This window comes from Vreelandella mediterranea (genome assembly GCF_970647075.1).
This window is the reverse complement of the sequence record NZ_OZ310198.1, coordinates 442,874-465,555: the sequence shown is the minus strand read 5'-3', so window position 1 is coordinate 465,555 and position 22,682 is coordinate 442,874. Positions and strand designations below refer to the sequence as shown.

Annotated in this window: 23 protein-coding genes; 14 read left to right on the top strand and 9 right to left on the bottom strand. The window is 62.9% G+C overall.

Features of this window, described 5'->3' with window-relative positions; genetic code table 11:
* Positions 1-35 precede the first annotated feature (35 nt).
* From ACWFVE_RS02250 to ACWFVE_RS02240, 3 genes are read left to right on the top strand one after another with little or no spacing between them, the layout of a single operon-like run.
* Positions 36-1,016 (top strand): ABC transporter substrate-binding protein, encoded by a 981-nt coding sequence (locus ACWFVE_RS02250; RefSeq protein ID WP_447527671.1) that lies wholly within the window; start codon positions 36-38, stop codon positions 1,014-1,016.
* The gene (locus ACWFVE_RS02245; RefSeq protein WP_447527670.1) at positions 1,016-2,722 is read left to right on the top strand and encodes an ABC transporter permease; all 1,707 of its coding nucleotides are present in this window, start codon (positions 1,016-1,018) and stop codon (positions 2,720-2,722) included. The genes ACWFVE_RS02250 and ACWFVE_RS02245 overlap by 1 nt, the downstream gene beginning before the upstream one ends.
* Positions 2,710-3,753 (top strand): ABC transporter ATP-binding protein, encoded by a 1,044-nt coding sequence (locus ACWFVE_RS02240; protein WP_447527669.1) that lies wholly within the window; start codon positions 2,710-2,712, stop codon positions 3,751-3,753. Before ACWFVE_RS02245 ends, ACWFVE_RS02240 begins: the two co-directional genes overlap by 13 nt.
* On the opposite strand, the gene ACWFVE_RS02235 is transcribed toward ACWFVE_RS02240, so the two are convergent.
* From ACWFVE_RS02235 to ACWFVE_RS02220, 4 genes are all read right to left on the bottom strand, one after another.
* Entirely contained in the window at positions 3,750-3,938 is a 189-nt protein-coding gene (locus ACWFVE_RS02235; protein ID WP_447527668.1) for a DUF1289 domain-containing protein, read from the bottom strand. The genes ACWFVE_RS02240 and ACWFVE_RS02235 overlap by 4 nt on opposite strands.
* Positions 3,939-3,972: 34 nt before the next feature.
* Positions 3,973-5,121: an MFS transporter gene (locus ACWFVE_RS02230; RefSeq protein ID WP_447527667.1), complete on the bottom strand. Its 1,149-nt coding sequence runs from the start codon at positions 5,119-5,121 to the stop codon at positions 3,973-3,975.
* Positions 5,122-5,139: 18 nt separating this feature from the next.
* On the bottom strand, positions 5,140-6,111 hold the full coding sequence (locus ACWFVE_RS02225; protein WP_447527666.1) for a GlxA family transcriptional regulator: 972 nt from the start codon (positions 6,109-6,111) through the stop codon (positions 5,140-5,142).
* 86 nt (positions 6,112-6,197) lie between these two features.
* Positions 6,198-6,818, bottom strand: a complete 621-nt coding sequence (locus ACWFVE_RS02220; protein ID WP_447527665.1) for a cyclodeaminase/cyclohydrolase family protein — start codon at positions 6,816-6,818, stop codon at positions 6,198-6,200.
* Between the two features lie 179 nt (positions 6,819-6,997).
* Here ACWFVE_RS02220 and ACWFVE_RS02215 point away from each other — a divergent pair, with 179 nt between their 5' ends.
* The 7 genes from ACWFVE_RS02215 to ACWFVE_RS02185 all read left to right on the top strand — a co-directional run bounded on the left by ACWFVE_RS02215 (position 6,998) and on the right by ACWFVE_RS02185 (position 12,283).
* Positions 6,998-7,459, top strand: coding sequence for a DUF2170 family protein (locus tag ACWFVE_RS02215; RefSeq protein WP_447527664.1), 462 nt, complete (start codon positions 6,998-7,000; stop codon positions 7,457-7,459).
* Positions 7,460-7,474: 15 nt separating this feature from the next.
* Positions 7,475-8,170 (top strand): PspA/IM30 family protein, encoded by a 696-nt coding sequence (locus tag ACWFVE_RS02210; protein WP_447527663.1) that lies wholly within the window; start codon positions 7,475-7,477, stop codon positions 8,168-8,170.
* 48 nt (positions 8,171-8,218) lie between these two features.
* Positions 8,219-9,298 (top strand): ion channel, encoded by a 1,080-nt coding sequence (locus tag ACWFVE_RS02205; protein ID WP_447527662.1) that lies wholly within the window; start codon positions 8,219-8,221, stop codon positions 9,296-9,298.
* On the top strand, positions 9,298-10,014 hold the full coding sequence (locus tag ACWFVE_RS02200; protein WP_447527661.1) for a DUF2491 family protein: 717 nt from the start codon (positions 9,298-9,300) through the stop codon (positions 10,012-10,014). Before ACWFVE_RS02205 ends, ACWFVE_RS02200 begins: the two co-directional genes overlap by 1 nt.
* A 62-nt stretch (positions 10,015-10,076) precedes the next feature.
* On the top strand, positions 10,077-10,487 hold the full coding sequence (locus ACWFVE_RS02195; protein ID WP_447527660.1) for a DUF350 domain-containing protein: 411 nt from the start codon (positions 10,077-10,079) through the stop codon (positions 10,485-10,487).
* 10 nt (positions 10,488-10,497) lie between these two features.
* Positions 10,498-11,109: a DUF1190 domain-containing protein gene (locus tag ACWFVE_RS02190; RefSeq protein WP_447527659.1), complete on the top strand. Its 612-nt coding sequence runs from the start codon at positions 10,498-10,500 to the stop codon at positions 11,107-11,109.
* A gap of 7 nt (positions 11,110-11,116) precedes the next feature.
* Complete coding sequence (locus ACWFVE_RS02185; protein ID WP_447527658.1) at positions 11,117-12,283, top strand: glutathionylspermidine synthase family protein; 1,167 nt, start codon at positions 11,117-11,119, stop codon at positions 12,281-12,283.
* 11 nt (positions 12,284-12,294) lie between these two features.
* Here the strand turns inward: ACWFVE_RS02185 and ACWFVE_RS02180 are convergent, their stop codons facing one another.
* The 4 genes from ACWFVE_RS02180 to ACWFVE_RS02165 form a co-directional block, all read right to left on the bottom strand.
* A complete protein-coding gene (locus ACWFVE_RS02180; protein WP_447527657.1) occupies positions 12,295-13,140 on the bottom strand; it encodes a hypothetical protein in 846 nt (281 codons plus the stop codon).
* A gap of 336 nt (positions 13,141-13,476) precedes the next feature.
* Complete coding sequence (locus ACWFVE_RS02175; protein WP_447527656.1) at positions 13,477-14,694, bottom strand: molybdopterin molybdotransferase MoeA; 1,218 nt, start codon at positions 14,692-14,694, stop codon at positions 13,477-13,479.
* The gene (gene moaB, locus ACWFVE_RS02170) at positions 14,687-15,196 is read right to left on the bottom strand and encodes a molybdenum cofactor biosynthesis protein B (RefSeq protein WP_447530489.1); all 510 of its coding nucleotides are present in this window, start codon (positions 15,194-15,196) and stop codon (positions 14,687-14,689) included. The genes ACWFVE_RS02175 and moaB overlap by 8 nt, the downstream gene beginning before the upstream one ends.
* Positions 15,197-15,209: 13 nt before the next feature.
* Positions 15,210-15,536 carry a DUF1244 domain-containing protein gene (locus ACWFVE_RS02165; RefSeq protein ID WP_447527655.1) on the bottom strand — a complete coding sequence of 109 codons (327 nt, stop codon included), beginning with the start codon at positions 15,534-15,536 and terminating at the stop codon, positions 15,210-15,212.
* Positions 15,537-15,714: 178 nt separating this feature from the next.
* Between ACWFVE_RS02165 and mobA the strand changes: the two genes are divergently transcribed.
* The 4 genes from mobA to ACWFVE_RS02145 are packed head-to-tail and all read left to right on the top strand — an operon-like array spanning position 15,715 to position 19,629.
* Positions 15,715-16,320, top strand: a complete 606-nt coding sequence (gene mobA / locus ACWFVE_RS02160; RefSeq protein WP_447527654.1) for a molybdenum cofactor guanylyltransferase MobA — start codon at positions 15,715-15,717, stop codon at positions 16,318-16,320.
* Positions 16,317-17,576, top strand: a complete 1,260-nt coding sequence (locus ACWFVE_RS02155) for a molybdopterin molybdotransferase MoeA (protein ID WP_447527653.1) — start codon at positions 16,317-16,319, stop codon at positions 17,574-17,576. The genes mobA and ACWFVE_RS02155 overlap by 4 nt, the downstream gene beginning before the upstream one ends.
* A gap of 22 nt (positions 17,577-17,598) precedes the next feature.
* Positions 17,599-18,591 (top strand): GTP 3',8-cyclase MoaA, encoded by a 993-nt coding sequence (gene moaA / locus ACWFVE_RS02150; protein ID WP_447527652.1) that lies wholly within the window; start codon positions 17,599-17,601, stop codon positions 18,589-18,591.
* A gap of 3 nt (positions 18,592-18,594) precedes the next feature.
* Positions 18,595-19,629 carry a CobW family GTP-binding protein gene (locus tag ACWFVE_RS02145; protein WP_447527651.1) on the top strand — a complete coding sequence of 345 codons (1,035 nt, stop codon included), beginning with the start codon at positions 18,595-18,597 and terminating at the stop codon, positions 19,627-19,629.
* On the opposite strand, the gene ACWFVE_RS02140 is transcribed toward ACWFVE_RS02145, so the two are convergent.
* Positions 19,595-22,681 (bottom strand): bifunctional diguanylate cyclase/phosphodiesterase, encoded by a 3,087-nt coding sequence (locus ACWFVE_RS02140; RefSeq protein ID WP_447527650.1) that lies wholly within the window; start codon positions 22,679-22,681, stop codon positions 19,595-19,597. The genes ACWFVE_RS02145 and ACWFVE_RS02140 overlap by 35 nt on opposite strands.
* Between the last annotated feature and the right edge of the window lies 1 nt (position 22,682).

The following is a 22,682-nucleotide window of genomic DNA, read 5'->3' as shown; positions in this document are numbered from 1 at the left end:
CTGGACAGCGCCTACCCCCCTCTGGAGATGTTTCGATGCTCGAACGCTCACTCTGCACTGCCATTACGCTCTCTACGTTGGTTCTGTCGGCCGCGGCCCAGGCCAACGACACGCTGACGCTCTACACCAGCCAGCCCCAAAGCGACGCCCAGCAAACCGTCGACGCCTTCATGGAAGCGAATCCCGACATTGAGGTGGAGTGGGTGCGCGATGGCACCACGCGGTTGATGACGCGCCTTCGCTCGGAGCTTTCCGCCGGGGTGAGCAACCCGGACGTGCTCTTGATTGCCGACAGCATGACCATGGAGTCCTTGAAACGCGACGGCCACCTGCAGCCCTACGAGAGCCCCGAGCGCGACGCTTTTGATAGTGAGCTTTTTGATCCGGAAGGCTACTACTACGGCACCAAGCTGATCACCACCGGTATCGTCTACAACACCGGGGCCGAGGAGCAGCCGACCAGCTTTCAGGATTTGACCCGCCCGGAATACGAAGGTCTGGTGACCATGCCAAGCCCGCTTTACTCCGGGGCGGCGCTGATTCACATGGCAGCGGTAACCGACCACCCCGACCTGGGTGAGGCGTATTATGAAGCGCTGCGCGACAATCGTGCCGAGGCGCAAAGCGGCAACGGCGGCGTGTTCAACGCGGTCGCTGCGGGCACCAAGGCCTACGGTATCGTGGTGGACTTTCTGCCGATTCGCGAAGCCGCCAAGGGCTCGCCGGTCGAGTTCGTGTTCCCCGAAGAGGGTGTGAGCGCGGTAACCGAGCCGGTCGCCATCATGGAAGGCGCCGAGAACGTCGACGCCGCCCAAAAGTTCGTCGATTTCGTACTCTCGCAAGAGGGCCAGGAACTGGTCACCCGCCAGGGCTACCTGCCCGCCCGTACGGATATCGAGGCGCCGGAAGGCTTCCCGGCGCGCGATACCATCGAGCTGATGCCCGTGGACACCGCCCAGACCCTCGAACAGGAAGAAGCCTTGAAAGCGCGCTTTAGCGAGCTGTTCGGCGGCTGATGCGGGGAACATTCGCCCCCCGCGCCGGTGGCCAAGAGCGCGGGCTGCTAACGCTTTTAACGCTTACCGTGGTACTGCTAAGCTTGGTGCCGAGTGTGCGACTACTCATCGAGGCGCTGGGGGATCTGACGCAAGGCAGCGAGGCGCCGCTTTGGCGCGTCGTGCAAAGCGGCGCCACCTGGCGCGCGCTTTGGCATAGCGTCTACACCTCCGGGCTTGGCATGCTCATTGCGCTCACGCTCGGCAGTTTGTTCGCCTTCGTGATCACGCTCACCGATATTCGCGGCAAGGCGGCGCTGGTGTTCTGCTTCATGCTGCCCATGATGATCCCGCCTCAGGTCACGGCGCTCGCTTGGCTGCAGCTTTTTGGCCCGGCGAGTCCGCTGCTCAAGAGTATCGGCATGGCCCCGCCCCTGGGTAGCCCCCAGCCGCTCTACTCCGCCGAAGGCATTGCGCTGCTGCTCGGCATTCAAAGCGCGCCGCTGGTCTTTCTGGCGCTGCGTACCTCGCTTTTGTCGCTGCCCCGCGAGCTGGTCGAGGCCGCCCGCATCAGCGGCGCGCGCCAGTCCCAGGTGTGGGGGCATATCGTGCTACCGGTCACTCGCAGTGGGCTGGTCGCCGGGGCCGCCATGGCGTTCATCTCGAGCCTTGGTAACTTCGGTATCCCCGCCATGCTGGGGATTCCCGCGGGCTACTACGTGCTGCCCACGTTGATCTATCAGCGCATGGCGAGCTTCGGCACCGGCGTGCTTTCCGAGATGGCGGCGCTTTCGCTTTTGATCGGCATCGTGGCGTTGGCGGGGGTGGCGCTTCAACAGCACTTCATGGGCCGTAGCCGTTACGGGCTGACCGGCCATAGCGGCCGCGCCCACGATTTCGCGCTGGGCCGCTACCGCGCGCTCGTCACCACGCTCCTCGTCGCAGTCCTGCTGGTGATTCTCGTCGCCCCGCTGGCAGCGCTCGTGGTCAGCTCCCTGGTGCCCGCCCTGGGCGTTCCCCTCGACGCGACCACCTTGACTCTTGGCGCCTACGTGGAAATTCTCAGCCGCCAGGGGGTGACCTGGCGGGCGGTGAGCAACAGTTTGTGGCTCGCCGGCGGCGCCGCGCTGGTATTGATGGCGGTGAGCCTGCCGCTGGCCTACCGGCTGCAGCGCCTGCCGCCCAGGCTTCAAAACCTGACCCTAAGCGCGGTGGAGCTGCCCTACGCGCTGCCCGGCGTGGTACTCGCCATCGCCTGCATTCTGCTGTTCGTGCGCCCGATTCCCGTGGTGAACGTGGCGCTCTACGGCACGCTGGGGCTGATTTTCATCGCCTATCTCGCGCGCTTTCTGGTGGTGTGTTTGAAGCCGGTGGCGGCAAGCCTGGCCCAGCTCGACTCCTCGCTTGAAGAAGCCGCCCAACTGGCCGGCGCCGGCCCCTGGCGGCGGCTTAGTACGATCATTTTGCCGCTGGTGGCGCCGGCACTGTTTGCCGGGGGGCTGTTGGTATTTTTACTGGCGGTCAACGAACTCACCGTCTCGGCGCTTTTATGGAGCGCGGGTAACGAAACCCTGGGCGTGCTGATTTTCAACCTGGATGAAGGCGGCGAGAGCGTGCTGGCCTCGGCGGTATCGGTGCTGGTGGTGGGCATGGTCGCCACGCTGATGCTGTCGCTGAGCCTGCTGGCCCCCCGCTTACCCAAAGGAGTCATACCATGGCAGCGCTAACCATCGAAGGCGTCAGCAAGTATTTTGACGCGCACGCCGCCGTGGACGAACTTTCGCTGGCCGTCGAACCCGGCGAATTCGTGGCGCTGCTCGGCCCCAGCGGCTGCGGCAAGACCACCATGCTGCGGATGCTGGCCGGCTTCGAGCAGCTCACGCGCGGCGAAATCCGCCTGAACGATACGCTGCTGGCAAGCCCGAGCCACCACGTGCCGCCGGAGCAGCGCCAGATGGCGATGGTGTTTCAGTCTTATGCGCTATGGCCGCACATGAGCGTAGCGGACAACGTCGGCTACCCCTTGAAGCTCAAAAAAGTGCGCGGCGAGGCGTATAAACGCCAGGTCGAGCAGGCCCTGGCGTTGGTGTCGCTCGAGGATTACGCCACCCGCACGCCCCAGGAATTAAGCGGCGGCCAGCGCCAGCGCGTAGCCCTGGCGCGCTGCTTGGCCACCGACCCGGCGGTGGTACTGCTCGATGAACCCTTGGCCAACCTGGATCGCCACCTGCGCGCCGCCATGGAGCAGAGCTTTGCCGAATTTCACCGCCGCACCAGCGCCACCCTGGTCTACGTGACCCACGACCAGAGCGAGGCGATGGCCCTGGCGGATCGCATCGCGGTGATGCGCGACGGTAAGCTCGTGCAGTGGGCCACCCCGGAAACCCTCTACCGCGAGCCGCGAAGCCAGTGGGTGGCAAGCTTTATCGGCCAGGGGAGCCAACTGATGATGGCCGCCGGCGCCACGGGACAGCGCCTGCAAGCGGACGATATTACTCGGGGCATGAGCGCGGGTGAAACCGAACGTACCCAGCCCGTGCTGGTGCGCCCGGAGCATGTCCGCATCGAGTCGCACGCGCCTACCGCCAGCGATCTAACCGCCCGGGTCGAGCACCAGACCTTTCGCGGCGAGCGCTTCGAGCTGCACCTGCGTCTTGCGGATGACAGCACGCTCATGGCCTATCACCCGCACGCGCTCGCCCCGGGTCAGCAGGTGGCGCTCACGCTGACCCAGGGGTGGTGTCTGGAAAGGGATTAGCGCTCATCGCGCGGACGAGCAAGCTTCTTGCGCCGCTGCTCGGCGCGCTCGAGGGTGGCCATTTTTTCCGGGCGCTTCATGGCGGACCACGTACGGATCTCTTCCATACTGCGCCCGCAGCCGATGCAGAGCTCGCCCTGAAGCTTACACACGGCGATACAGGGGCTTTCGATCTTCTGAGCCATCAGTGACGCGGGCCTCAAACATAAAAAAGCGATCCTACCGGTATCGTTGCCACGCCAGCAAGGCGATAGGCAACAGCGCCACCGGCAGCAGTAGCGCGTTGAGCGCCGCCCAGCCGAGCGTACTCACCAACGGCCCCGCCAGCAGCGCCGAGAGCGCGACACAACCAAACACCAGAAACTCGTTGGCCGCTTGCACCCGCGCTTTCTCTGCCGGGCGGTGCGCCTGGCTCACCAGCCCCGTGGCCGGCAGAAAGGTAAAGTTCCAACCAAGACCCAGCAAAATCAACGCCAAGTTGAAGTCGCCGAACCCGAGGCCCCACTGCGCCGACAGAGAACTCGCGGCCAGCAGCACGCAGCCCGCCACGATCATCGCACGGGCGCCAAAACGCGCGGTCAGCGGCCCGGTAAAGAACGACGGTGCGAACATCGCCACCACGTGCCACTGAATCGTGCTCGAAACGTGATCGAAAGAGTGACCAGCGTGGGCCATCGCGATAGGCGTGGCGGTCATGGAAATATTCATCACCCCGTAACCCACCATGGCCGAGCCCACCGCCAGAATGAACAGCGGCTGGCGTAAAAGCGTTTTGAGCGGGCGCACTGCGCCCTCGGCGTGGCGCTTTTCGGCCTGCGGCAGGCGCGTCACGCAAAGCACCAGCAGCGCGATGGCGTAAAGCGTCCCCAAACCGATAAAGCTTCCCAAAAAGGGCACCTCGCCAAGCTCCCGGCTCACCCTGGCAAGCCAAGGGCCTACAAACGCCGCCAGCACACCGCCGCCCATGACCAGCCCGAGCGCCCGGTCGCGCTGGTGAGCGGGTGCGGCTTCGATTGCGGCAAAGCGGTAGAGCTGGCCAAAGCCGATGCCGATACCAATTAACCAGGTCGCCAACATAAACAGCGCAAAGTGTTGGTGCATCAGCGCCTGCACCGCCACGGCCGTGCCAGCAAGCCCAATAACATTGCCCAAAACGAAGCCGCGCTTGCGCCCTAGCTTGCCCATTATGAGCGAAGCAGGGATGGTCGCGCACATCAGCCCAAGCCACTGGCTTGCCACCGGCGCGGTGGCCCAATTAGCGCTCGGCGCCAAGGAGGCGCCAATCAAGGGTGAAACGGCAATAAGCAGAATATTACCGCTGACCAGCAGCGCCTGACACAGCGAAAGTAGTGACACCGTTAACGGCATAGTTGATTCCCTTAATGGTTAAGCGCGGGCGCTTTGAAACCGCTGACGGTAAACGGAGGGTGAAACGCCGTAGTAGGGCTGAAACTGGCGGCGCAATTGCTCAGCACTGCCCAGGCGCCAACGCGCGGCTAAGCGCTCGAGCGCCACAGGCTGGGCATCGTCAATCAGTGCTATGCGCGCCTGTTCGAGGCGAAGCTGGGTCAGGTAGGTGTGCGGCGTGGTGTCCAAATAGTGCTTGAACAGCCGAGTAAGGTGACGCGGCGATACCGCCATGTGTGCGGCCATGCTTTCCAGGCTGTGCGAGGCGCCGGGGTCGGCATGCAGGTGATCGAGCAAGCGTTTGAGCGGCCCGGCACGCTCCTGGTAGCGCTGGATTTCACTGAACTGCGACTGCCCGCCGGGGCGATGCAAAAACACGACCAGCTCGCGGGCCACGCGCCCAGCAAGTGCCGCACCGTGGTCCGCCTCGACCAACGAAAGCGCCAGGTCGAGCCCGGCCGTCACGCCCGCACTGGTATAGTGCCCGCCACTTTCCAGATAAAGCGCGTCGGGCTCAACGCAAAGCGCCGGGTACTCCTTCGCGAGCTGGCGTGCGTGGCGCCAGTGGGTGGTCACGCGCTGGCCATCCAAAAGCCCGGCGGCGGCGAGCAAAAACGCCCCCGAGCAGATCGAGCCCAACCGGGTGAGCTCGGGCGCCAGCTGACGCAATATGGCAAGCACTTGCGGGTCCTGGCGCGCCTGAAGCACGCCGCTGCCGCCAGCGACGAGCAGCGTATCCAGCGGTAAAAGTGCGGTCAGGGCGTGGTACGCGTACTGGGCGTTCAGCGCCAAACCGCCGTTGGTCATAACCGGGCCGGGCGCATCCGCCACCAGCGTCAGGCGGTAAAGCGGTGCAGGACTTAATTCATTGGCGCTGGCAAACACCTGCCACGGGCCGGTGACATCCAGCAGTTGGCAGTCCGGGTAGGCCAACAAGGCGATATGACGCATCGCGGGTTCTCTCCAGGTGATTAGTCTGAAGAGTGTCCGCCGCGCGCGTTATGTCGGCAAGGACCATTACCCCACCGATAAGGACATCACGGCGTGAGCGAGAGTGCCTGGCGCGCGTCAGCAAAACGGCTTTTTAACGCATCGACTTCCTGCTGCACACGGCGCTTCTCCTCCTCGCTCCCTAGCGCGTCAAGATTGGCATCGACGTTGAGCAGCACGCTTTGAACGGCCGCGCTGAGCAGGTGCGCCCCGGCGGTGGCGTCGCTTTCAAACTGCGCCTCGATTTGCGCCGTGATCTTTTGACCAAGCGCCAGCGCCTCGACGCAGCACCGGGCGGTTTCCAGCGGCACCTCGACGGCGCGGCTAGCGGCCTGGTGAATGGCCTTCTTCCGGGCGCGCTGCTCGTCGTCGGTGTTCTTGGGTTTTTGCAGCGCGGCCATCATCGCCTCGAACGCGGCAACATCCTTGTCGGCCAACGGCGCAAGCGCCTGCTTGAGCGCCTCGCCTTGTTCGATCAGCGCGGCGCGCGCAGGGCTTGGCTGGTGCTTTTGGCCCAGGTGCAGGCCCTTGAGCATCAGCGCCAGGCCAAAATCCGCCGTCACGCCGGCCGCCGCGCCACAGCCTGGCATGGGCGCGTGGGCCAGGCCGTCGCTAAAGTCCGTCAGGCGTTTTGACCAGAGCCCGGCGTGTTCTGCGTCATGGGTCATGAAAATTCCTCGAGGCGGCCCGCGCGGCGAACTCCCGCGAGGGTATCGGGTCTTATTGAGTGGACTTTTTTAAGGTTACTTCATTTGCCCAGCATGTGGAGAAGCGTTCAGGTAGTATCTTGAATGTTGACACCGTTTAATACGTTTCCATGGACGCTTTTTTACAAGGAGTCTCACTCTTGACGACGTTTAGCGATACCCCCGCCGCCACCGCAGCCGAGCTTTATGAGCGCGTAATAGCCACCGCCGATCAGGAAGGCGAGCTCGAGTGGCCCCGCGCCGACGTACAGCTCGATGATGCCAACCAGACGCTGATCTGGACGCTTTTCGACTACGGCAACCTGACGCTGACGCTTTCCAAAAACGACGACGAGTGGCTGGCGATGACGCCGATCACCCCCGTCACCAGCGTAAGCGATAACGCCGCCCTCAACGAAGAGCTGCTACGCCAGGGCTTGGCGCTGCCGCTGGCCTCCGTCGGTATCGTCGAGATCGACGGGCACGATTACTACGTGGCCTATGGCCAGCTGTTCGGTGACTCGAGGCTCGCCTCGATCTGCGCCGAGCTTCACGCCACGGCGAGCGCGGCGATGGAAGTGGCCAGGCTCATCCAGCTACATTTTTCCAACCCGGCACGTTAAACCCAAGGAGTTCCCATGCTGAACAAGATCATGACGGCCCTTCGCGGCAAGGCCCACGAAACCGGCCAGGCGGTGGTCGATTCCCAGGCGCTACGCATTCTGGACCAGGAAATTCGCGACTCCGAACAACACCTGAAAGACTCCAAAACCGAGCTTGCCAGGCTGATGGGCCAGCGCCAGATCAACAGTGACAAGGTCGCCACCCTCGAAAACAAGATCGGTGAGCTCGAGCAAAGCGCCGCGGCGGCGATGGACAAGGGCGAAGAGGAGCTCGCCACCGAAGTCGCCGAGCGTATCGTGGCGCTACAGGACGCACTGGACGCCGAGCAGCACATTGTGGGCGAGTTCGATACGAGCATCGAGAGCCTGCGCGGCACGATCCGTAACACCGAAAACCAACTGCGCCAGCTCAAGCAACAGGTCAGCGTGGTCAAGGCGACCGAGTCCGCCCAACGCGCCCAGTCCGCCGTGGCTGCGCGCCATTCCGGGCAGAATAGCGCCATGGGCAGCGCCATGGAGTCCCTGGAGCGAATTCGCGAGCGCCAGGCGCTTGATTCTGCGCAGATGAAAGCCGCCGAGCAGCTTTCCAACGAAGAGAGCGGCGCCTCCCTCGATACCCGCCTGAAAGCCGCCGGTATCGGCGCCAACGAGCGCAAGGCCGACGACGTGCTGGCTCGCATCAAGGCCAAGAAGAATACCCCACAAGCATAACCGGCAAAGCGCCCGCCTACGGGCGGGCCTGTCCTCAAGGAGCGAGCAGTGCCTATTCTTGTGCGCCTTTTGAAGGCGCTTCAAGCCTCGACCATCAGCGTGAGCTGGACCTTTCTCTTTCTGATGGTGGTCGGCCATTCGGCGCTTTCCTGGGCCGTCATGGACTATGCCGATGAAGCGGTGGCAAGCTCTTTCCGACTATGGATGTATTTCTATGTCACCACGACCACCACCGTGGGATATGGCGATTTCAGCCCGCAAACGCCTCTCGGCCAGTGGACCGCCACGCTTTGGGTCATTCCCGGCGGTATCATCTTGTTTGCGGCATTCATCGGCAAGGCCACGGCCAATATCAGCTCAACATGGAGAACGCTGGTGCAAGGTAAAGCGAACTATGCGGGCCTGACGGGTCATACACTCGTGATCGGCTGGCACGGCGAGCCCACAGCCAATATCATCCGCATCCTGCAAGCGGACCCTAACCTTCCGGACGATATCGTGCTTTGCGTCGCCACGGATATCGACAACCCCTTGCCCGGCAGCATCAAGTTCGTCAAGGGCGAGAGTTTTTCCGACCCTGAATTGCTGGACCGCGCGGGCATCAAGGGCGCCAGCCGTATCATCATCTACGACAAGGTGGATGAGCGCGTAGCGACCATCGCGCTTTCGGTGTTTGATCAAAAATCGCCGGAGTGCCATATGGTAGCCCACTGCGACAACCCTTCGACTGCCAACATGCTGCGCCGTACGTTGCCGGGTATCGAATGCACCCAAGGCCTTTCCATCGAAATGCTGGTACGTTCGGCGACCGATGCAGGCATCAGCCGGGTAGTCAACGAGCTGCTGGCCATCGGCCAGGGCGCCACCCAGTTCCAGGCCTGCCTGCCGATGACCTTGTCGAATGAGCAGAGCGTGCGCTACGGCGATCTGATGGCCCAGGCCAAGGCCCACAACAACGTGACGCTGCTGGGCGTCTGGCGCCCGGCCAGCGACGAACACCAGCTGCTGAATCCGCCCGCCGATTTTGCCGTAGCGGCGGGGGACACCCTTTACTACATGGGGGATAACCGCTTGAGCGACAGCGACCTTGTCGCCCTTTTCCAGGCGGCTCTAGGGAGAGATAACTGATGTTCAAGACCTTGAAGAACCTGTTGGGCAACACCGAAAACGCCAACGAATCCGAGAGCGGCTCCACCTTCAGCGCGGGCTTGCCGATCGGCATGTCCTCCGACGACTTCGCGGGGCTTCGCCTGGACGGCCGGGTGCGCCTGGATCTCAACGAGCTGGGCGCGTTCCCGGACACGCTCTTTAGCTGGGAAAGCGACCAGGACTATCATATCGCCGCCGTGGGCCACATAGAGCTTGGCCAGGGCGCGCATCTGGTGCGTTTTTATCTGGAAAACGATACCTGGCTTCAGGCCAACGTCGAGAATCAGCGCGTCGTCGAGTATAAGCTGTTCGACTTTTACCGCGTGAGCCACCTTTCCGATGTGGAGTTCGACGCGCTTTTGAACCCGGAGGACAAGGCAGCAAGCCCCCTGGGCGCCAAACAGTTGACGATCGAGTCGACCGGCGACCAGACCGAGCGCCGCTTCGAGCGCCTCTGGGGTGAGCCTTCAAGCGACTGGTCGCCGCCGGTGCAGTTCGAAGAGCAGGTGATGACCATCGAGAGCGTGATGACGCGCCAGGTCGTGCATCACGCCATGCTGTTCGAGCGCCCGATCGAGGGCTCCGAGCGTATGGAGTACGTGCTCATGAGCGCCGAAAACGACGAAGAAGGCAGCTTCATGCTGGTGGAAAACCTGGGCATTGACGTAGCCTCGATAGATATTGATGCTATTTGACCGCCAAGCCTTTACTCTAATCCAAAGGCCAGGATCCACTCGCTCACAAGGAAGACTCGACCATGAATTATTTGCAGGGCTTGCCCCACTTTTTAGGCTATTTGATCGGCGCGCTGATTTTGCTGGGCGCCTTCATGTACTGCTATAGCCGGATTACCCCGCACAAGGAGTGGCAGTTGATCCGCCAGGGCAACGCGGCGGCCTCTACGGCCTACGCTGGCTCCATTTTGGGTTTCACTCTGCCGCTTTACAGCGCCATGGCGAACTCGATCAGCTTTATCGATTTTCTGCTGTGGGGCGTAATCGCTTTTGGCGTGCAGCTGGCCACCTTCTTTGGGCTGAAAGTCGTGCTCAAAAATCAGGGGGAGAGCCTTTCGACGCATATCAGCGAAGGCCATATGGCCTACGGCATTCTCGTTGGCAGTATTTGCATTGCGGTCGGTTTACTCAACGCCGCCTCGATGACGTGGTAAGGAGCTTCTCATGACCCAGCATGATCAAACGTCCCACCTCCCTCAGCGCAAGCGCAGCCTGCGTCTTTCGCTTGCGCTGATGGGCGCCGGCGCCTTTACGCTCACCGGCTGCGGCCAGTCCGAGGAAGTCACCGACGTGAGCTTCGATAGCCCCCGCAGCTACCAAAGCGTCGACGAGTGCGTCGCGGCGAACGTCTATACCCAAAGTGCTTGCGAGGAGTCTTACGAGGCCTCGCTCGAGGAAGTGCCGCGCTTTGAATCCATCGAGGCCTGCGAAGCCGAACACGGCGAAGGCGCCTGCGTCGCGCCGACCGAGGAGCAGGCCCAGGCCGCCACCGGCGGTAGCGGTGGCGGCTGGTTCATGCCCGCCATGATGGGCTATATGGTCGGTAACATGATGTCGCGCACCAGCCGCGGCGCCACCAACCGGGGCCTTTACCAGGAGCCGGTTTATCGTAACCGGCAAAACCAGGGCAATTGGAACACGGCGACCAACCAGGCAAGCCAACGCGTCAATCAGCGCCAGCAAACCATGCGCACCAGCGCCACGCAGAACCGGCAGGCGACCCAGCGCAGCGGCTTTGGCTCGCGCTCCTCGGCGCGCGGCGGCTGGGGCTCTTAAAACCGTCATGTTGAGAGTCGATATTGCCGAACGCCCCCAATGGAAAACCCTGGCCGATGAGCTGGGGTTTCATTTTCATACCATCGACGGCGAGCCCTACTGGAAAGAGAGCGCCTACTACCAGTTCACCCTGGAGCAGGTGGAACGCGACATCGAAGCGCCCACCGAGGAGCTTCACGAAATGTGCATGGCGCTGGTGGACAAGGTCTGCCACTCCAATGCTTTAATGCAGCGCCTGGCGATTCCTGAGTTCATGTGGGACACCATTTTTGAGTCCTGGCGCGCCGGGCAGCCGCATCTCTACGGGCGTATGGATTTCGCCTACGACGGGGCAGGCCCGGCAAAGCTTTTGGAGCTCAATTACGATACGCCGACCTCGCTCTATGAGACTGGGCTTTTTCAGTGGGTGTGGCTCGAGCAGGCGATCCAGCAGGGGCTCATTCCCCGCCAGGCCGACCAGTTCAACTCGGTCCACGAGCGTTTGATGGGCGCCCTGGCCCATATCGGTCAGCGCCTCGACGACGCCACCCTCTACTTCTCGTGTATCAAGGACAACGTCGAGGAGCGCGCCACGGTTCACTATCTACAGGATATCGCCGTGCAGGCAGGGCTCAAGGCGCCGTTCATCCATACCGAGGATATCGGCTACCAGCCCGGCGGCGACTACTTCCTGGATATGGACGATGCGCCGATCGGCGCTCTGTTCAAGCTCTACCCCTGGGAAGAGCTGGCGCTTGAAGACTTCGGCAAGATGATCCCCAAACTTGCGACCCACTGGTTCGAACCGCCCTGGAAGGCGGTACTCTCCAACAAGGGGATTTTGCCGCTTTTATGGGAAGAGTACCGTAACCACCCCAACCTGTTGCCCGCCTACTTCGAAAAGCCGGGCGAGTCGCCGCTGGCGCCGGGCTGGGTGCGCAAGCCGTTTTTCTCCCGCGAGGGTAGCAACGTCGCGATGATGACCGATAAAGGCGAGTTTGAAGAGGTCAGCGGGCCCTACGTGGATAGCCCCTGGATTCGCCAGGCGTACCACCCAATGCCGCGCTTTGGGCAGTATCACGCCCTGGTGGGGAGCTGGGTCATCGGTGATCGTGCCTGCGGAATGGGCATTCGCGAGGATGTGGGGCGCATTACCAAGGATTCCTCTTGCTTTGTGCCCCACGCGATCATTTAAAAAGCGACAGCTTAAGCGGCCGTGGCGTCCTGTAACGGGCGCTGGGCGGATGAACGACCCGCCCAGCCCGGTAGACGTTTAGCTGCCGTTTCAGCTTCCGGCAGTACGAAGTCGCGCGCTCCTACCCAGCAAAGCGGCTCGCAGAGTTTGACCTCCTTCAACGCGTTTCCCCTTGAAAGGCGCAACAGGTAGTCGTCGCTTTCCGTAGGGTGCCAATGCGACAAGAGCTCGTAGGGCGCTTGTTGCGAACGTCGAGCGGCGATAACGCCCAGAGCAGGCTCGCTGTAAAGCTCCACGATATGGGCGACTCCCTTCTCCTTGAGCGCTTGATACGTAACCACATCAAGCGGCGTGGTCGCGATGGCCGTGATGTCGTCAGGAAGCGTGGGCAAACGCTGGACAAGCTGACACCAGCGCTGGCTGTCGGTGGCGATGACATCGCCGGCATTGAGCTCCCAAAGAGCCCCCGCGCTATTGAACAACGAGCGTGTCTGCCAGTTCGCCTCCTGGGGGAGCAGCGCGCCCAACATAAAGCCTGAAACGGTCTGCAAGGAAAGCCAACTGATCAGGGTGCGCTCGCTGGACTCGGGCAGATCCAAAAGCGCCTTTAACGCCTTGGCCTCCTGATGCAGGGCCGCCCCGGAATGGCGGAAAGGGCGCTGCAAGCGGTTGCAAAACGCGCCCGTGGTCGCATCAAACAGGTTCAAGTCGTCGATCTCGGTGTGTCCTGCCAGCGCTGTTGCCCACTCGCTCAACGTAATGGCGGTATCCGAAAGCGCTAACTGGCGCGAGCCGAACAGATGCTCGAGCGCATGGGCCAATCCGACGCGTTCCGGCGTACCCACACAGGGCAGCATGTCCGTATGCTTCGCCTTATGATGCTGGGCCGCGACTGCCCGAAGAACGCACAAGGTTGTCTCGTGGGAAAGTGACAACATGACTGCTTCCTCTGCAAGGATGTCTATCTGACCCTTTACAAGCTACCCAGTTGTATCACTTTTGTCAAAATAATTACACTTAGTGTACATTTGTTAAAATTCAGTAAATTCATGAACCTCTGTGATTTAACTCTCTTTCACAGCAGCCGCGGTCGCTTACCCAATTTTGAAAAGGTCACCTTGTACAAGTTTTATAACGCATGTTATGAAAAACCCTTGCTCCAGATCATCGCCTCTTCCGGCTCTCTCCCTGCGTCAGGGCGAAAGCCATAGACAGGTGACCTGCTCTCCAGGACTCACCGCCTGGTGTGGATCGATCACGGCGAGGGCGTCCGCCTCCACGCAGGAGGAGAGCACGGAGGAGTCCTGGTCGTGGAAGGCGCTCGCTTCGATACCTGCCTCCGTAAAGGCCAGCTTCACGCGCATGTAGTGCTGGCGCGGGCCGGTGGTGGTCGAAAAGGTGGCGGTGGCGCTTAGCCGGGGCAGCGCTTCAAGCGCCGGGCAGCCAAGTAGCGCCCCCATCAGCGGGCGCAAAAAAAGCCACGCGCCCACGAAGCCCGACACCGGGTTACCGGGAAGGCCGACAAAGCGCGCAAAGCTTGCATCTTCTCGCGGCAGGCGCCCCAGCGCTAGGGGCTTGCCGGGGCGAATCGCCAGCCGCCAGAGATCCAGCCGCCCCAGCATCTGCAGCGCGTTTTTGACGTGATCCTCTTCGCCCACGCTCACCCCGCCGGTGGTGATCACCACGTCACTCAGCGCGGCGGCCTCTTTCAAACACTGCTGCGTGCGTTCGGCGCTGTCCGGTACGCTTTCAAGCTGCACGACCTCGGCACCGAAGGTTTCCAGCAGGTGCTTGAGCATCGGGCGGTTGCTATTGTAAAGCTGGCCTGGCTTCAAGGGGGTACCGGGCTCGACGACCTCGTCGCCGGTCGATAGAAGCGCCACGCGGGGCCGGCGCCTCACTTCGACTTGCGCAATACCCTGCCCCGCCAGGTGGCCCAGTGCCGCGGCGTTCAGCCGCGTGCCGGCTTTGATCAACGTGGCGCCCTTGGCGACATCGCGGGCGCGGCGGCGCACGCTATTACCCGAGGCTATACCGGCGGGAATGCGCGCGCGCTCGTCGCCGCGCTCGCCGCCGCACTCCACCTCTTCCTGCATTACCACGCAGTCGGCGCCCTCGGGAAGCTCACCGCCGGTAAAGATGCGCGCGCAGGTGTTCGGCGCCAAAGGCGCGGCGGGGCTGCCCGCCGCAATACGCTGGGACACCGGCAGCCAGCCGCCGGCGTCCGCGGCGCGCAGGGCGTAGCCGTCCATGGCGCTGTTATCGAAGGCCGGCACATCCTGGGTGGCCACGGCGTCTACCGCCATTACCCGGCCGGCGGCGTTTGCAAGCGTGACGTGTTCGGCGCCAAGCGGGGTGACGTCGCTAAGCAGCGCCTTAAGGGCCTGCTCGATGGGGGCGAGTTCAGCCATGCTGGCCTCGCCCGGGGATCACCAGGTTGGCGAAATTGCAGGGTTTGTGGCGGCTGTCGAGCTGTTCGGCCAAGAGATGATCCCAGCCGGTACGGCACGCCCCGGTCGAACCCGGCAGGCAGAATATGACGGTGGCGTTGGCAAGCCCGCCCAAGCAGCGGCTTTGGATGGTGGAACTTCCGATCTCGTCACCGCTTAGCTGGCGAAAACGCTCGCCAAAGCCCTGGATTTCCTTGTCGAAGAGTACACAGACCGCTTCCGGCGTGGAGTCACGCCCGGTAAAGCCGGTGCCGCCGGTGGTAATCACCACTTGGACCTCGGGCTCGGCGATCCAGTGCGCCACCTGGGCACGAATGCGGTAGGTGTCATCCGCCACGATACGCTTTTCGACCAGCCGGTGGCCGGCCTCTTTCAGGCGCTCTACCAGAAGCGCCCCGGAGCGGTCGCTCGCCTCGTCACGGGTATCGGATACGGTCAGCACTGCGATATTCAACGCCACCATCGTTTCCAAAGCGCTACTCCTTGTGCTCTTTTGTCGCCTGGCGGGCCTCCAGGGCGGCCAGCTGTTCCGGCGTTGCCTTGGCTTGGTAGAGCTCTTTCCACTCGCTGTAGGGCATACCGTAGACGTGCTCCCGGGCGGCTTCATAATCGAGCGTCTCGCCGCGCGCCTCGGCGGCGCTCACCAGCCACTTGGAGAGACAGTTGCGACAAAAATCCGCCAGGATCATCAAGTCGATGTTCTGGACGTCCTTGTTGTCGTCCAGGTGGGTGAGGAGCCTGCGAAACGCGGCGGCTTCGAGCTCGGTCTGGGTCGTCTGGTCTAATTCGTTGAAGGCTTGCATGATATCTCCCGGGTGTCGGACGTTTCCCAGCATAGCAAAAGACACGCTTTAAAAACGCCTCCACCGCTGCGAATATGACAAACCCCGGGCACTCGCCGGCCCTGCTCGGGTCTATACTCAACGCTTGGCAGCGCCGCTTGCCGGGGGCGGGCTCACTCATCACGCGCAAGGCATTTCAATGATCGCCCAAGACGAACTGACCGGAATGATTTTAGCTGGCGGCGAAGGCCGGCGAATGGGCGGGCGCGACAAGGGCCTCGAGCCCTTCGAGGGCTTGCCGCTGTTTGCCCACGCCTTGACGCCGCTTCAGGGCCGTGTGGCAGAGATCCTCGTCAGCGCCAACCGCAATCTGGATGCCTATAAGCTATTCGGCCACCGCGTGATCGAGGACGTCGAGCCGGGCTTTCATGGGCCGCTCATGGGCATCTACAGCGGGCTTTTGGCGGCGAAAACGCCGTGGCTGCTCGTCGTTCCCTGCGATACGCCGCTGCTGCCGGCGACGCTGGCCGAGCGCCTGAGCGCCGCAATCGGTGACGGCCACATCGCCGTGGCCTTCGACGGCGAGCGCCGCCACCCGACCGTGGCGCTGATCGCCACGTCGCTGGCGGCGGATCTGGGCGCGTTTTTGGCCTCGGGTGAGCGCAAGCTGGGCCTTTGGTACGAGCGCCACGGCGCCCACAATGTCGATATGGCGGATATCAAGGACGCATTCGTCAATCTCAATAGCGAAGCGGAGAAGCAGCACCTGGCGTTTGCCCGCGCCGAGTCGAAGGGGCGCCCATGACGTTCTCCTGCTTCGAAAACGATGCGCTCCTCGGTGTCGACCAGGCGCGCGAGGCGCTGGCTGCGCTGATCCCCCGCCAGGTGGGGGTGGAAGAAATCCCCCTCGATGAAGCCTTTGGCCGCCGGCTGGCCACGCCGGCCATCGCCCCGCTCGACGTGCCCCGGTACACCAACGCCGCCCTCGACGGCGTGGCACTTGCCTGGCCTGGCGAAGGGCAAGGCCGCTGGCCGCTAGCGGGCAGCGCCTTCGCAGGCCAGGCGCTCGAAGGCGCGGTGGCGCCCGGCACCTGCGTACGCATCACCACCGGCGCGCCGCTGCCCACGGGCACCGACACCGTGATTGCCCAGGAGCAGCTCGATGAGCACGGCGCGGGGGTAACGCTCACCGCCGCCGAGCGCGTAACAAAAGGCCAGAACGTGCGCCTGGCCGGGGAAGAGATTGCCACGGGCTCCACCGTGCTAAGCGCGGGCACGCGTTTGGACGCCGCCGCGCTTGGGCTGATCGCCTCGCTCGGCTTTGCCAGGGTCAGCGTTTTCAAACGCCCGGTGGTCGCGCTTTTTTCGACCGGCAACGAGGTGACCGCCCCCGGCGAGGCGCTGGCCGAGGCGGGTATATATGACGCCAACCGCTTTGCGCTCATGGGTCTTGTGCGCGAACACGGCGCTACGCCGCTCGATCTGGGCATACTGCCCGACGACCCGGCGGCGCTTGCGAGCGCACTTGGTAACGCCGCCGGGCAGTGCGATTTAGTGTTGACCAGCGCCGGCGTGTCCGCCGGGCCGCGGGACTTCACCCGCACGGCGCTGGAAGAACTGGGCAAGCTGGTGTTCTGGCGCGTGGCGCTGCGCCCGGGCAAGCCGCTGGCCTGCGGCTATCTGGGCGATGATCAGACCCCTTTTGTCGGGCTTCCCGGCAATCCGGTGGCGGCCATGGTGACGTTTCATCAGTTCGTCGCGCCGCTGCTGTCACGCCTGGAGGGGCAAACGCCCGGCCCGGCCCGGCGCCTGACGGCGGTGCTGGACGCGCGGGTCGAAGGACGCCTGGCACGCACCGACCTGATTCGTGGGGTATACCGCTGCGATACCCAAGGCAGGCTTCGCGTTTGCGCGGTCAAAGCCCAGGGCTCGGGTATGTTAACCTCTATGGTAGCGGCCAACTGTTTGATCGAACTCAACGAGGCGCTCGAGGCCGCCGCTGAAGGCGAGATAGTCGTTATTCAGCCGCTTCGTTCGCCGCAATCGCCTACACTGCCCTAATTCACAGGCTTGAGAGATGGCAATGACCGAGCAACTGATTGACAGCGTTGGCCGCCGGGTCAACTACGTACGGATCTCAGTCACTGACCGCTGCGACTTTCGCTGTGTGTACTGCATGAGTGAGGAGATGACGTTTCTACCCCGGGCCAAGGTGCTGACCCTGGAAGAACTTTCCACCCTCGCCCGCGCATTTACCGAGCTTGGAGTCGAAAAGATCCGCCTGACCGGCGGCGAGCCGCTGGTGCGTAAAAACATCGAAGAGCTGGTCGACGAGATCGGCGCGCTGCCGGGGCTCGACGACTTCACCATGACCACCAACGGCGCCGGGCTCAGAAAGCAAGCAAAGCGTCTTTTCGACGGCGGGCTAAAAAGGCTCAACGTTAGCCTGGACTCCCTCGACCCCGAACGCTTCAAGGCACTGACGCGCACCGGCGATCTGGACAAGGTGATCGACGGCATTCGCGCCGCCAAGGAGGCGGGCTTCGAGCGCATCAAGCTCAACGCGGTGATTTTAAAAGGGCGTAACGACGACGAAGTGCTGGATCTGGTCGAATTCGCCCGCCGTGAGGGGCTCGATATCAGTTTTATCGAGGAGATGCCGCTGGGTGATGTGTCGGATCATTCCCGGGCGGAGACCTTCTACTCGAGCGACGACGTCAAGGCGCTAATCGAGGCGCGTTACCCGCTGACCCCGAGCACGGTGACGACCCCCGGGCCTTCGCGCTATTACCAAATGAGCGACAGCGACAGCCGTGTCGGGTTTATTTCGCCCCACACCCACAACTTCTGTGAAAGCTGCAATCGCGTGCGCGTCACCGTCGAGGGGCGGCTTTTACTCTGTTTGGGCAACGAGCACTCGGTGGACCTGCGCGCGGTCATGCGCCGCCACCCCGGCGACATGGACGCGCTCAAACGCGCCATCATCGATGCGCTGCCGCTAAAACCCGAGCGTCACCACTTCACCACCGACGGCGATGTCCAAGTGGTGCGCTTCATGAATATGACCGGCGGCTAGGCGGTGGCGACGGCGCGCATCCCCACCCACGTGGTGACCGGCTTTTTGGGCAGTGGCAAGACCACGCTTATCCACAGCCTGATCGAGCAAAAGCCTGTGGACGAGAAATGGGCGATTCTGGTCAACGAGTTCGGCCAGATCGGCATCGACCAGGCGATGTTCGAAGACCGGGACGATGTGGTGGTGAAAGGCCTGCCCGGGGGCTGTCTGTGCTGCCAGCTCGCGTTCGTGTTGCAGGCGGCGCTGGTGAGCTTGGTCACCCGCACCCAACCCGACCGGCTGATCATCGAACCCTCGGGGCTTGGCCACCCGGCGGGGCTTTTGGACCTGCTGCGCGGCGAGGCTTTTGCCTCGACCCTCGAGGTGCGCGATATCATCGCCACCCTCGACCCGCGCCGGCTGGACGAGGCCCGCGTGCGCGAGCACGAGACCTTCAACGACCAGCTCGCCGTGGCCGATGCGCTGGCGCTGACCATGACCGAGCAGGCAAGCGCTTTACAGATCGAACGTGGCGATGCGTTTATCGAAACGCTTTGGCCCGCCCCCAAATGGGTGCACCGGGCCGCTGGCGGCACGCTCCCGCTTTCGCTTCTTCTTCAAAGCGAGCCCACCGCGGCCGAAGAGCGCGCCCGGCCCGCCGCGCATCGAGCCCTCGAGGCGCCTCCTTCTGTCGAAGGTGTTTTTTTCGATGCGCCGCCCGAGCCCGGCGCCCCGCGCGTCGAAACCGCCAACGCCTTGGGCTACGCAAGTACCGGGCTTCGCTGGCACCCAAGCGAGCGCTTCGATCTTGACCAGCTCGCCCAGGTGCTTTCGACACTCCCCAAAAAGGCGCGGGCCAAGGGCGTCTTCAACACTGCCGATGGCTGGAAGCGGCTCAACCGAGGCCTGGGCACCTTGAGCATCGAGGCAAGCGCCTGGCGCCAGGACTCGCGCCTCGAGATCATCCTTCCCACGGAATGCCCGGCGCTGGACCCGCGCCAGTTGCTCGATCGCCTGCACGCTCTTACGTCCCGCTCGTACCCAGCGCTTGGCGCGTGAGCGCGGCCACCGGCATGGGCCGGCCGAAGAGATACCCCTGATACGAGAGGCAGCCGTGGGCAAGAAGCCAGGCGTACTGCTCGCGGGTTTCTACGCCTTCAGCGATCACATCCAGGTTCAAACTTTTCGCCAGGGCGATGGTACTTTCCACGATGGCGGCGTTGGCCGTGCTGCCCGGTATCTGCTGCACGAAAGACTGGTCGATCTTGAGCTGATCCAACGGCAACTGGGCCAGGTAGGCGAGCGACGAGTAGCCGGTGCCGAAATCGTCCAGCGAGAAACGTACACCCCGGGCTTTCAGGCGCAGCATGGTCTCGCGCACCTCGCTCGGCGCTTCGACGAACAGCGACTCGGTCACTTCGAGCTTCAACTGCTCCAGCGGCGCGCAGGTGCGGGCAAACACACTTTCGATGCGCTCGGCAAAGCCTGACTCGCGAAACTGTACCGGGCTGATATTCACCGAGATGGTCAACCGCCCTAACACCGGATGCCCGGCCCACTCGTTGAGCTGCCAGCAGGCCTGCTCGAGTATCCACTCGCCGACTTCGTTGATCAGGCCGGTGGTTTCCAAAAGCGGTATGAACTCGCCCGGCGAAATGATCCCCCGCTCCGCGTGGTGCCAGCGCAGCAGCACTTCCATACCACTCATGACGCCGCGCGGGTCGACCTGGGGCTGGTAGTAAAGCTGCCACTGCTTGAAGATCACCGCCTGGCGAAGATCGGACTCCAGCCGTACCCGGGCCAGCAGCTCGGCCTGCATGCCCGGGTTGAAAAAGCGTAGCGTTTGACGCCCGTTGCCTTTGGCCTGGGAGAGCGCCATATCCGCCTGCTGGAGATAGTCGTCCATGTTGTGCTGGTCGCTTGACATCATCGTGACCCCGGCGCTGACGGTGATCGTTGCCAGGCTATTATTGAGCTTGATAGGCTCGTTCAGCGACTCCATCAGCTTGTGGGCAATGCCCTGGGCAAGCTGGTGCGTCTGCGCCAGGTTGCTGTTGACGCCTTCGATCAGCACGGCAAATTCGTCGCCCCCGAGCCTTGCCAGGGTGTCGGTATCGCGCAGCATCCGCGAAAGCCGCTGCGCCACGCCCTGCAATAGCTGGTCGCCGGCGTGATACCCCTGGGTGTCGTTGACCTCCTTGAAATTATCGATATCGAAGAGCATGAGCGCACCGTAGCGCTGATGACGGTTGAGCTCTTTCAACGCCGTTTCCAAACGGTCCATGAACAGGCGCCGGTTGATCAGCCCGGTGAGCGGGTCGTAAAACGCCAGTTGATGTATCTCTTGCTCGGCCGCCTTGCGCTCGCTGATATCGCTGATGGTCGCAACGTAGTGGCTGAGCGCGCCGGCGTCATCGTAAATGGCGCTGATGGTGATCCACTGCGGGAAAAACTCGCCGTTTTTACGCTTGTTCCAGATCTCGCCTTCCCAGTTGCCCACTTGATTGACGCGCTGCCAAAGCTCGCGGTAGAACGCCGCGCCGTGCTGGCCCGAGCTGAACATCCGCGGGGTCTTGCCCACCATATCGGCGTCCTGGTAGCCGGTGATGCGCTTGAACGTGTCGTTGGTCTTTAGGATGTAGCCCTTTCGGTCGGTGATCAAAATACCCAGGTGGGTTTGAAAGGCAGCGGCGGCGATCTTGAGCTCCGCCTGGAGCCTTTTGTCCTCGGTCACATCGCGTACCACGGACAGCACACCGCTGAAGGTTCTGCTGACATCGACCAGCGGGCTCACCGTAGAATGGAAACAGTGGTGCTGACCGTTGATCACCAGCGAGTATTCGAAGGTTTTGACCTGATGAAAGCGCTTGACCCGGTCGAAGACATCGCTGAACGTTTCAGCGATGTCGGCGGGCAGGATGTTCGAAAAATGCTGGCCCAACGCCGCGTCCGGGTCGAGCAATAGAAGCCGCTGGTCGATGGCGTGAATATGGCGAAACCGCCCCTGCTCATCGAACACGAAGAGCAGGTCCTGCAGGGAATTGACCAGCGCGTCCAGGCGGACCTCGCGCTCGAGGGCATGGGCGCGGGCTGCCTCGCGCTCCTCGATACGCCTTTGCAAAAGGCGCGAAAGCGTTATCCGATTGAGGTAATGGCGAAGCCCCCAGCCCCCCAGCAGCGCGATGACCACCATGATGACGAGCAGCAATGCCGTGCGGTCGCGCCAATCGCTGAGCAGGCTTTGCAGGTCGACGCCGACCACGGCGTACACGGGATAGTCGCCGATACGCTCGAGACGAAACAGGCGCTCGCGCTGGTCGACCGGCGAGCGCATGCGAATGGCCTGGGCCGCCTCACCGCCGCCCACACGGCGCCACTGAGTCGGCGGTTCCAATCTTTGCCCTACCGTGACGTCCAGGGGCGGCTGTGAATGTCGGGCTATCAACTGGAAATCGGTATCGACCAGCGTGATGCTCTCGCCTTCATTCATGCTCAATTGCTGCAGCGCATCGGCAAAGATTTGCGGCTGGATGCGAGACACGGCGATACCGGCAAACTCGCCCAGCGCATTCTCCAACCGCTTGGCGTTGTACAGAAACACCTCGCCGCTTCCCGGGGAGCGCTGTAGGGTCGTCACCTCACGCGTGAGCTCGCTATCCCGGAACGCCTGAAAAAAGTCGGTGTTGCGGTAGGAGAACCCCAGGTAGTGCTCGTCGCTACTCAGTACGACGCGCCCCGAGGTATCGAGCACACCCATGGCGTCCACCGACGACACATACCGAGTGAGCTCGTCGATGGCCTGCTCGAGCGCCTGGCGGCTCTGTTCGTCGGAATCCTCGAACAGCTTAACCAACTCGTTGAGGCTAAAAAGCGCTTGCTCGCTCTGGCCCAAAACGCCCTGGGTCCACTGGGCCACGACGCCGACGCGGGCCTCCATGCGTACCGTGGCCGCTTCTATCTCCCGCTGGTACTGCTCGTAGACCAGCCAGCCGAACATGCTTGCCATGAAGAGCAGGGCCAGCACGTAGAGCAGTACGGCGCGCCGACTGGCGCTAGCGGTTACATCGGGCCCAATAGCGGCCGGGGGGGGAGTATCCGGTACAACGGACATT

Coding starts and splice junctions, on each gene's coding strand:
- ACWFVE_RS02250 (WP_447527671.1), top strand. CDS start 36: ATGCTCGAACGCTCACTCTGCACTGCCATTACGCTCTCTACGTTGGTT.
- ACWFVE_RS02245 (WP_447527670.1), top strand. CDS start 1,016: ATGCGGGGAACATTCGCCCCCCGCGCCGGTGGCCAAGAGCGCGGGCTG.
- ACWFVE_RS02240 (WP_447527669.1), top strand. CDS start 2,710: ATGGCAGCGCTAACCATCGAAGGCGTCAGCAAGTATTTTGACGCGCAC.
- ACWFVE_RS02235 (WP_447527668.1), bottom strand. CDS start 3,938: ATGGCTCAGAAGATCGAAAGCCCCTGTATCGCCGTGTGTAAGCTTCAG.
- ACWFVE_RS02230 (WP_447527667.1), bottom strand. CDS start 5,121: ATGCCGTTAACGGTGTCACTACTTTCGCTGTGTCAGGCGCTGCTGGTC.
- ACWFVE_RS02225 (WP_447527666.1), bottom strand. CDS start 6,111: ATGCGTCATATCGCCTTGTTGGCCTACCCGGACTGCCAACTGCTGGAT.
- ACWFVE_RS02220 (WP_447527665.1), bottom strand. CDS start 6,818: ATGACCCATGACGCAGAACACGCCGGGCTCTGGTCAAAACGCCTGACG.
- ACWFVE_RS02210 (WP_447527663.1), top strand. CDS start 7,475: ATGCTGAACAAGATCATGACGGCCCTTCGCGGCAAGGCCCACGAAACC.
- ACWFVE_RS02200 (WP_447527661.1), top strand. CDS start 9,298: ATGTTCAAGACCTTGAAGAACCTGTTGGGCAACACCGAAAACGCCAAC.
- ACWFVE_RS02195 (WP_447527660.1), top strand. CDS start 10,077: ATGAATTATTTGCAGGGCTTGCCCCACTTTTTAGGCTATTTGATCGGC.
- ACWFVE_RS02190 (WP_447527659.1), top strand. CDS start 10,498: ATGACCCAGCATGATCAAACGTCCCACCTCCCTCAGCGCAAGCGCAGC.
- ACWFVE_RS02185 (WP_447527658.1), top strand. CDS start 11,117: ATGTTGAGAGTCGATATTGCCGAACGCCCCCAATGGAAAACCCTGGCC.
- ACWFVE_RS02180 (WP_447527657.1), bottom strand. CDS start 13,140: ATGCTGCCCTGTGTGGGTACGCCGGAACGCGTCGGATTGGCCCATGCG.
- ACWFVE_RS02175 (WP_447527656.1), bottom strand. CDS start 14,694: ATGGCTGAACTCGCCCCCATCGAGCAGGCCCTTAAGGCGCTGCTTAGC.
- moaB (WP_447530489.1), bottom strand. CDS start 15,196: ATGGTGGCGTTGAATATCGCAGTGCTGACCGTATCCGATACCCGTGAC.
- ACWFVE_RS02165 (WP_447527655.1), bottom strand. CDS start 15,536: ATGCAAGCCTTCAACGAATTAGACCAGACGACCCAGACCGAGCTCGAA.
- mobA (WP_447527654.1), top strand. CDS start 15,715: ATGATCGCCCAAGACGAACTGACCGGAATGATTTTAGCTGGCGGCGAA.
- ACWFVE_RS02155 (WP_447527653.1), top strand. CDS start 16,317: ATGACGTTCTCCTGCTTCGAAAACGATGCGCTCCTCGGTGTCGACCAG.
- moaA (WP_447527652.1), top strand. CDS start 17,599: ATGACCGAGCAACTGATTGACAGCGTTGGCCGCCGGGTCAACTACGTA.
- ACWFVE_RS02140 (WP_447527650.1), bottom strand. CDS start 22,681: ATGTCCGTTGTACCGGATACTCCCCCCCCGGCCGCTATTGGGCCCGAT.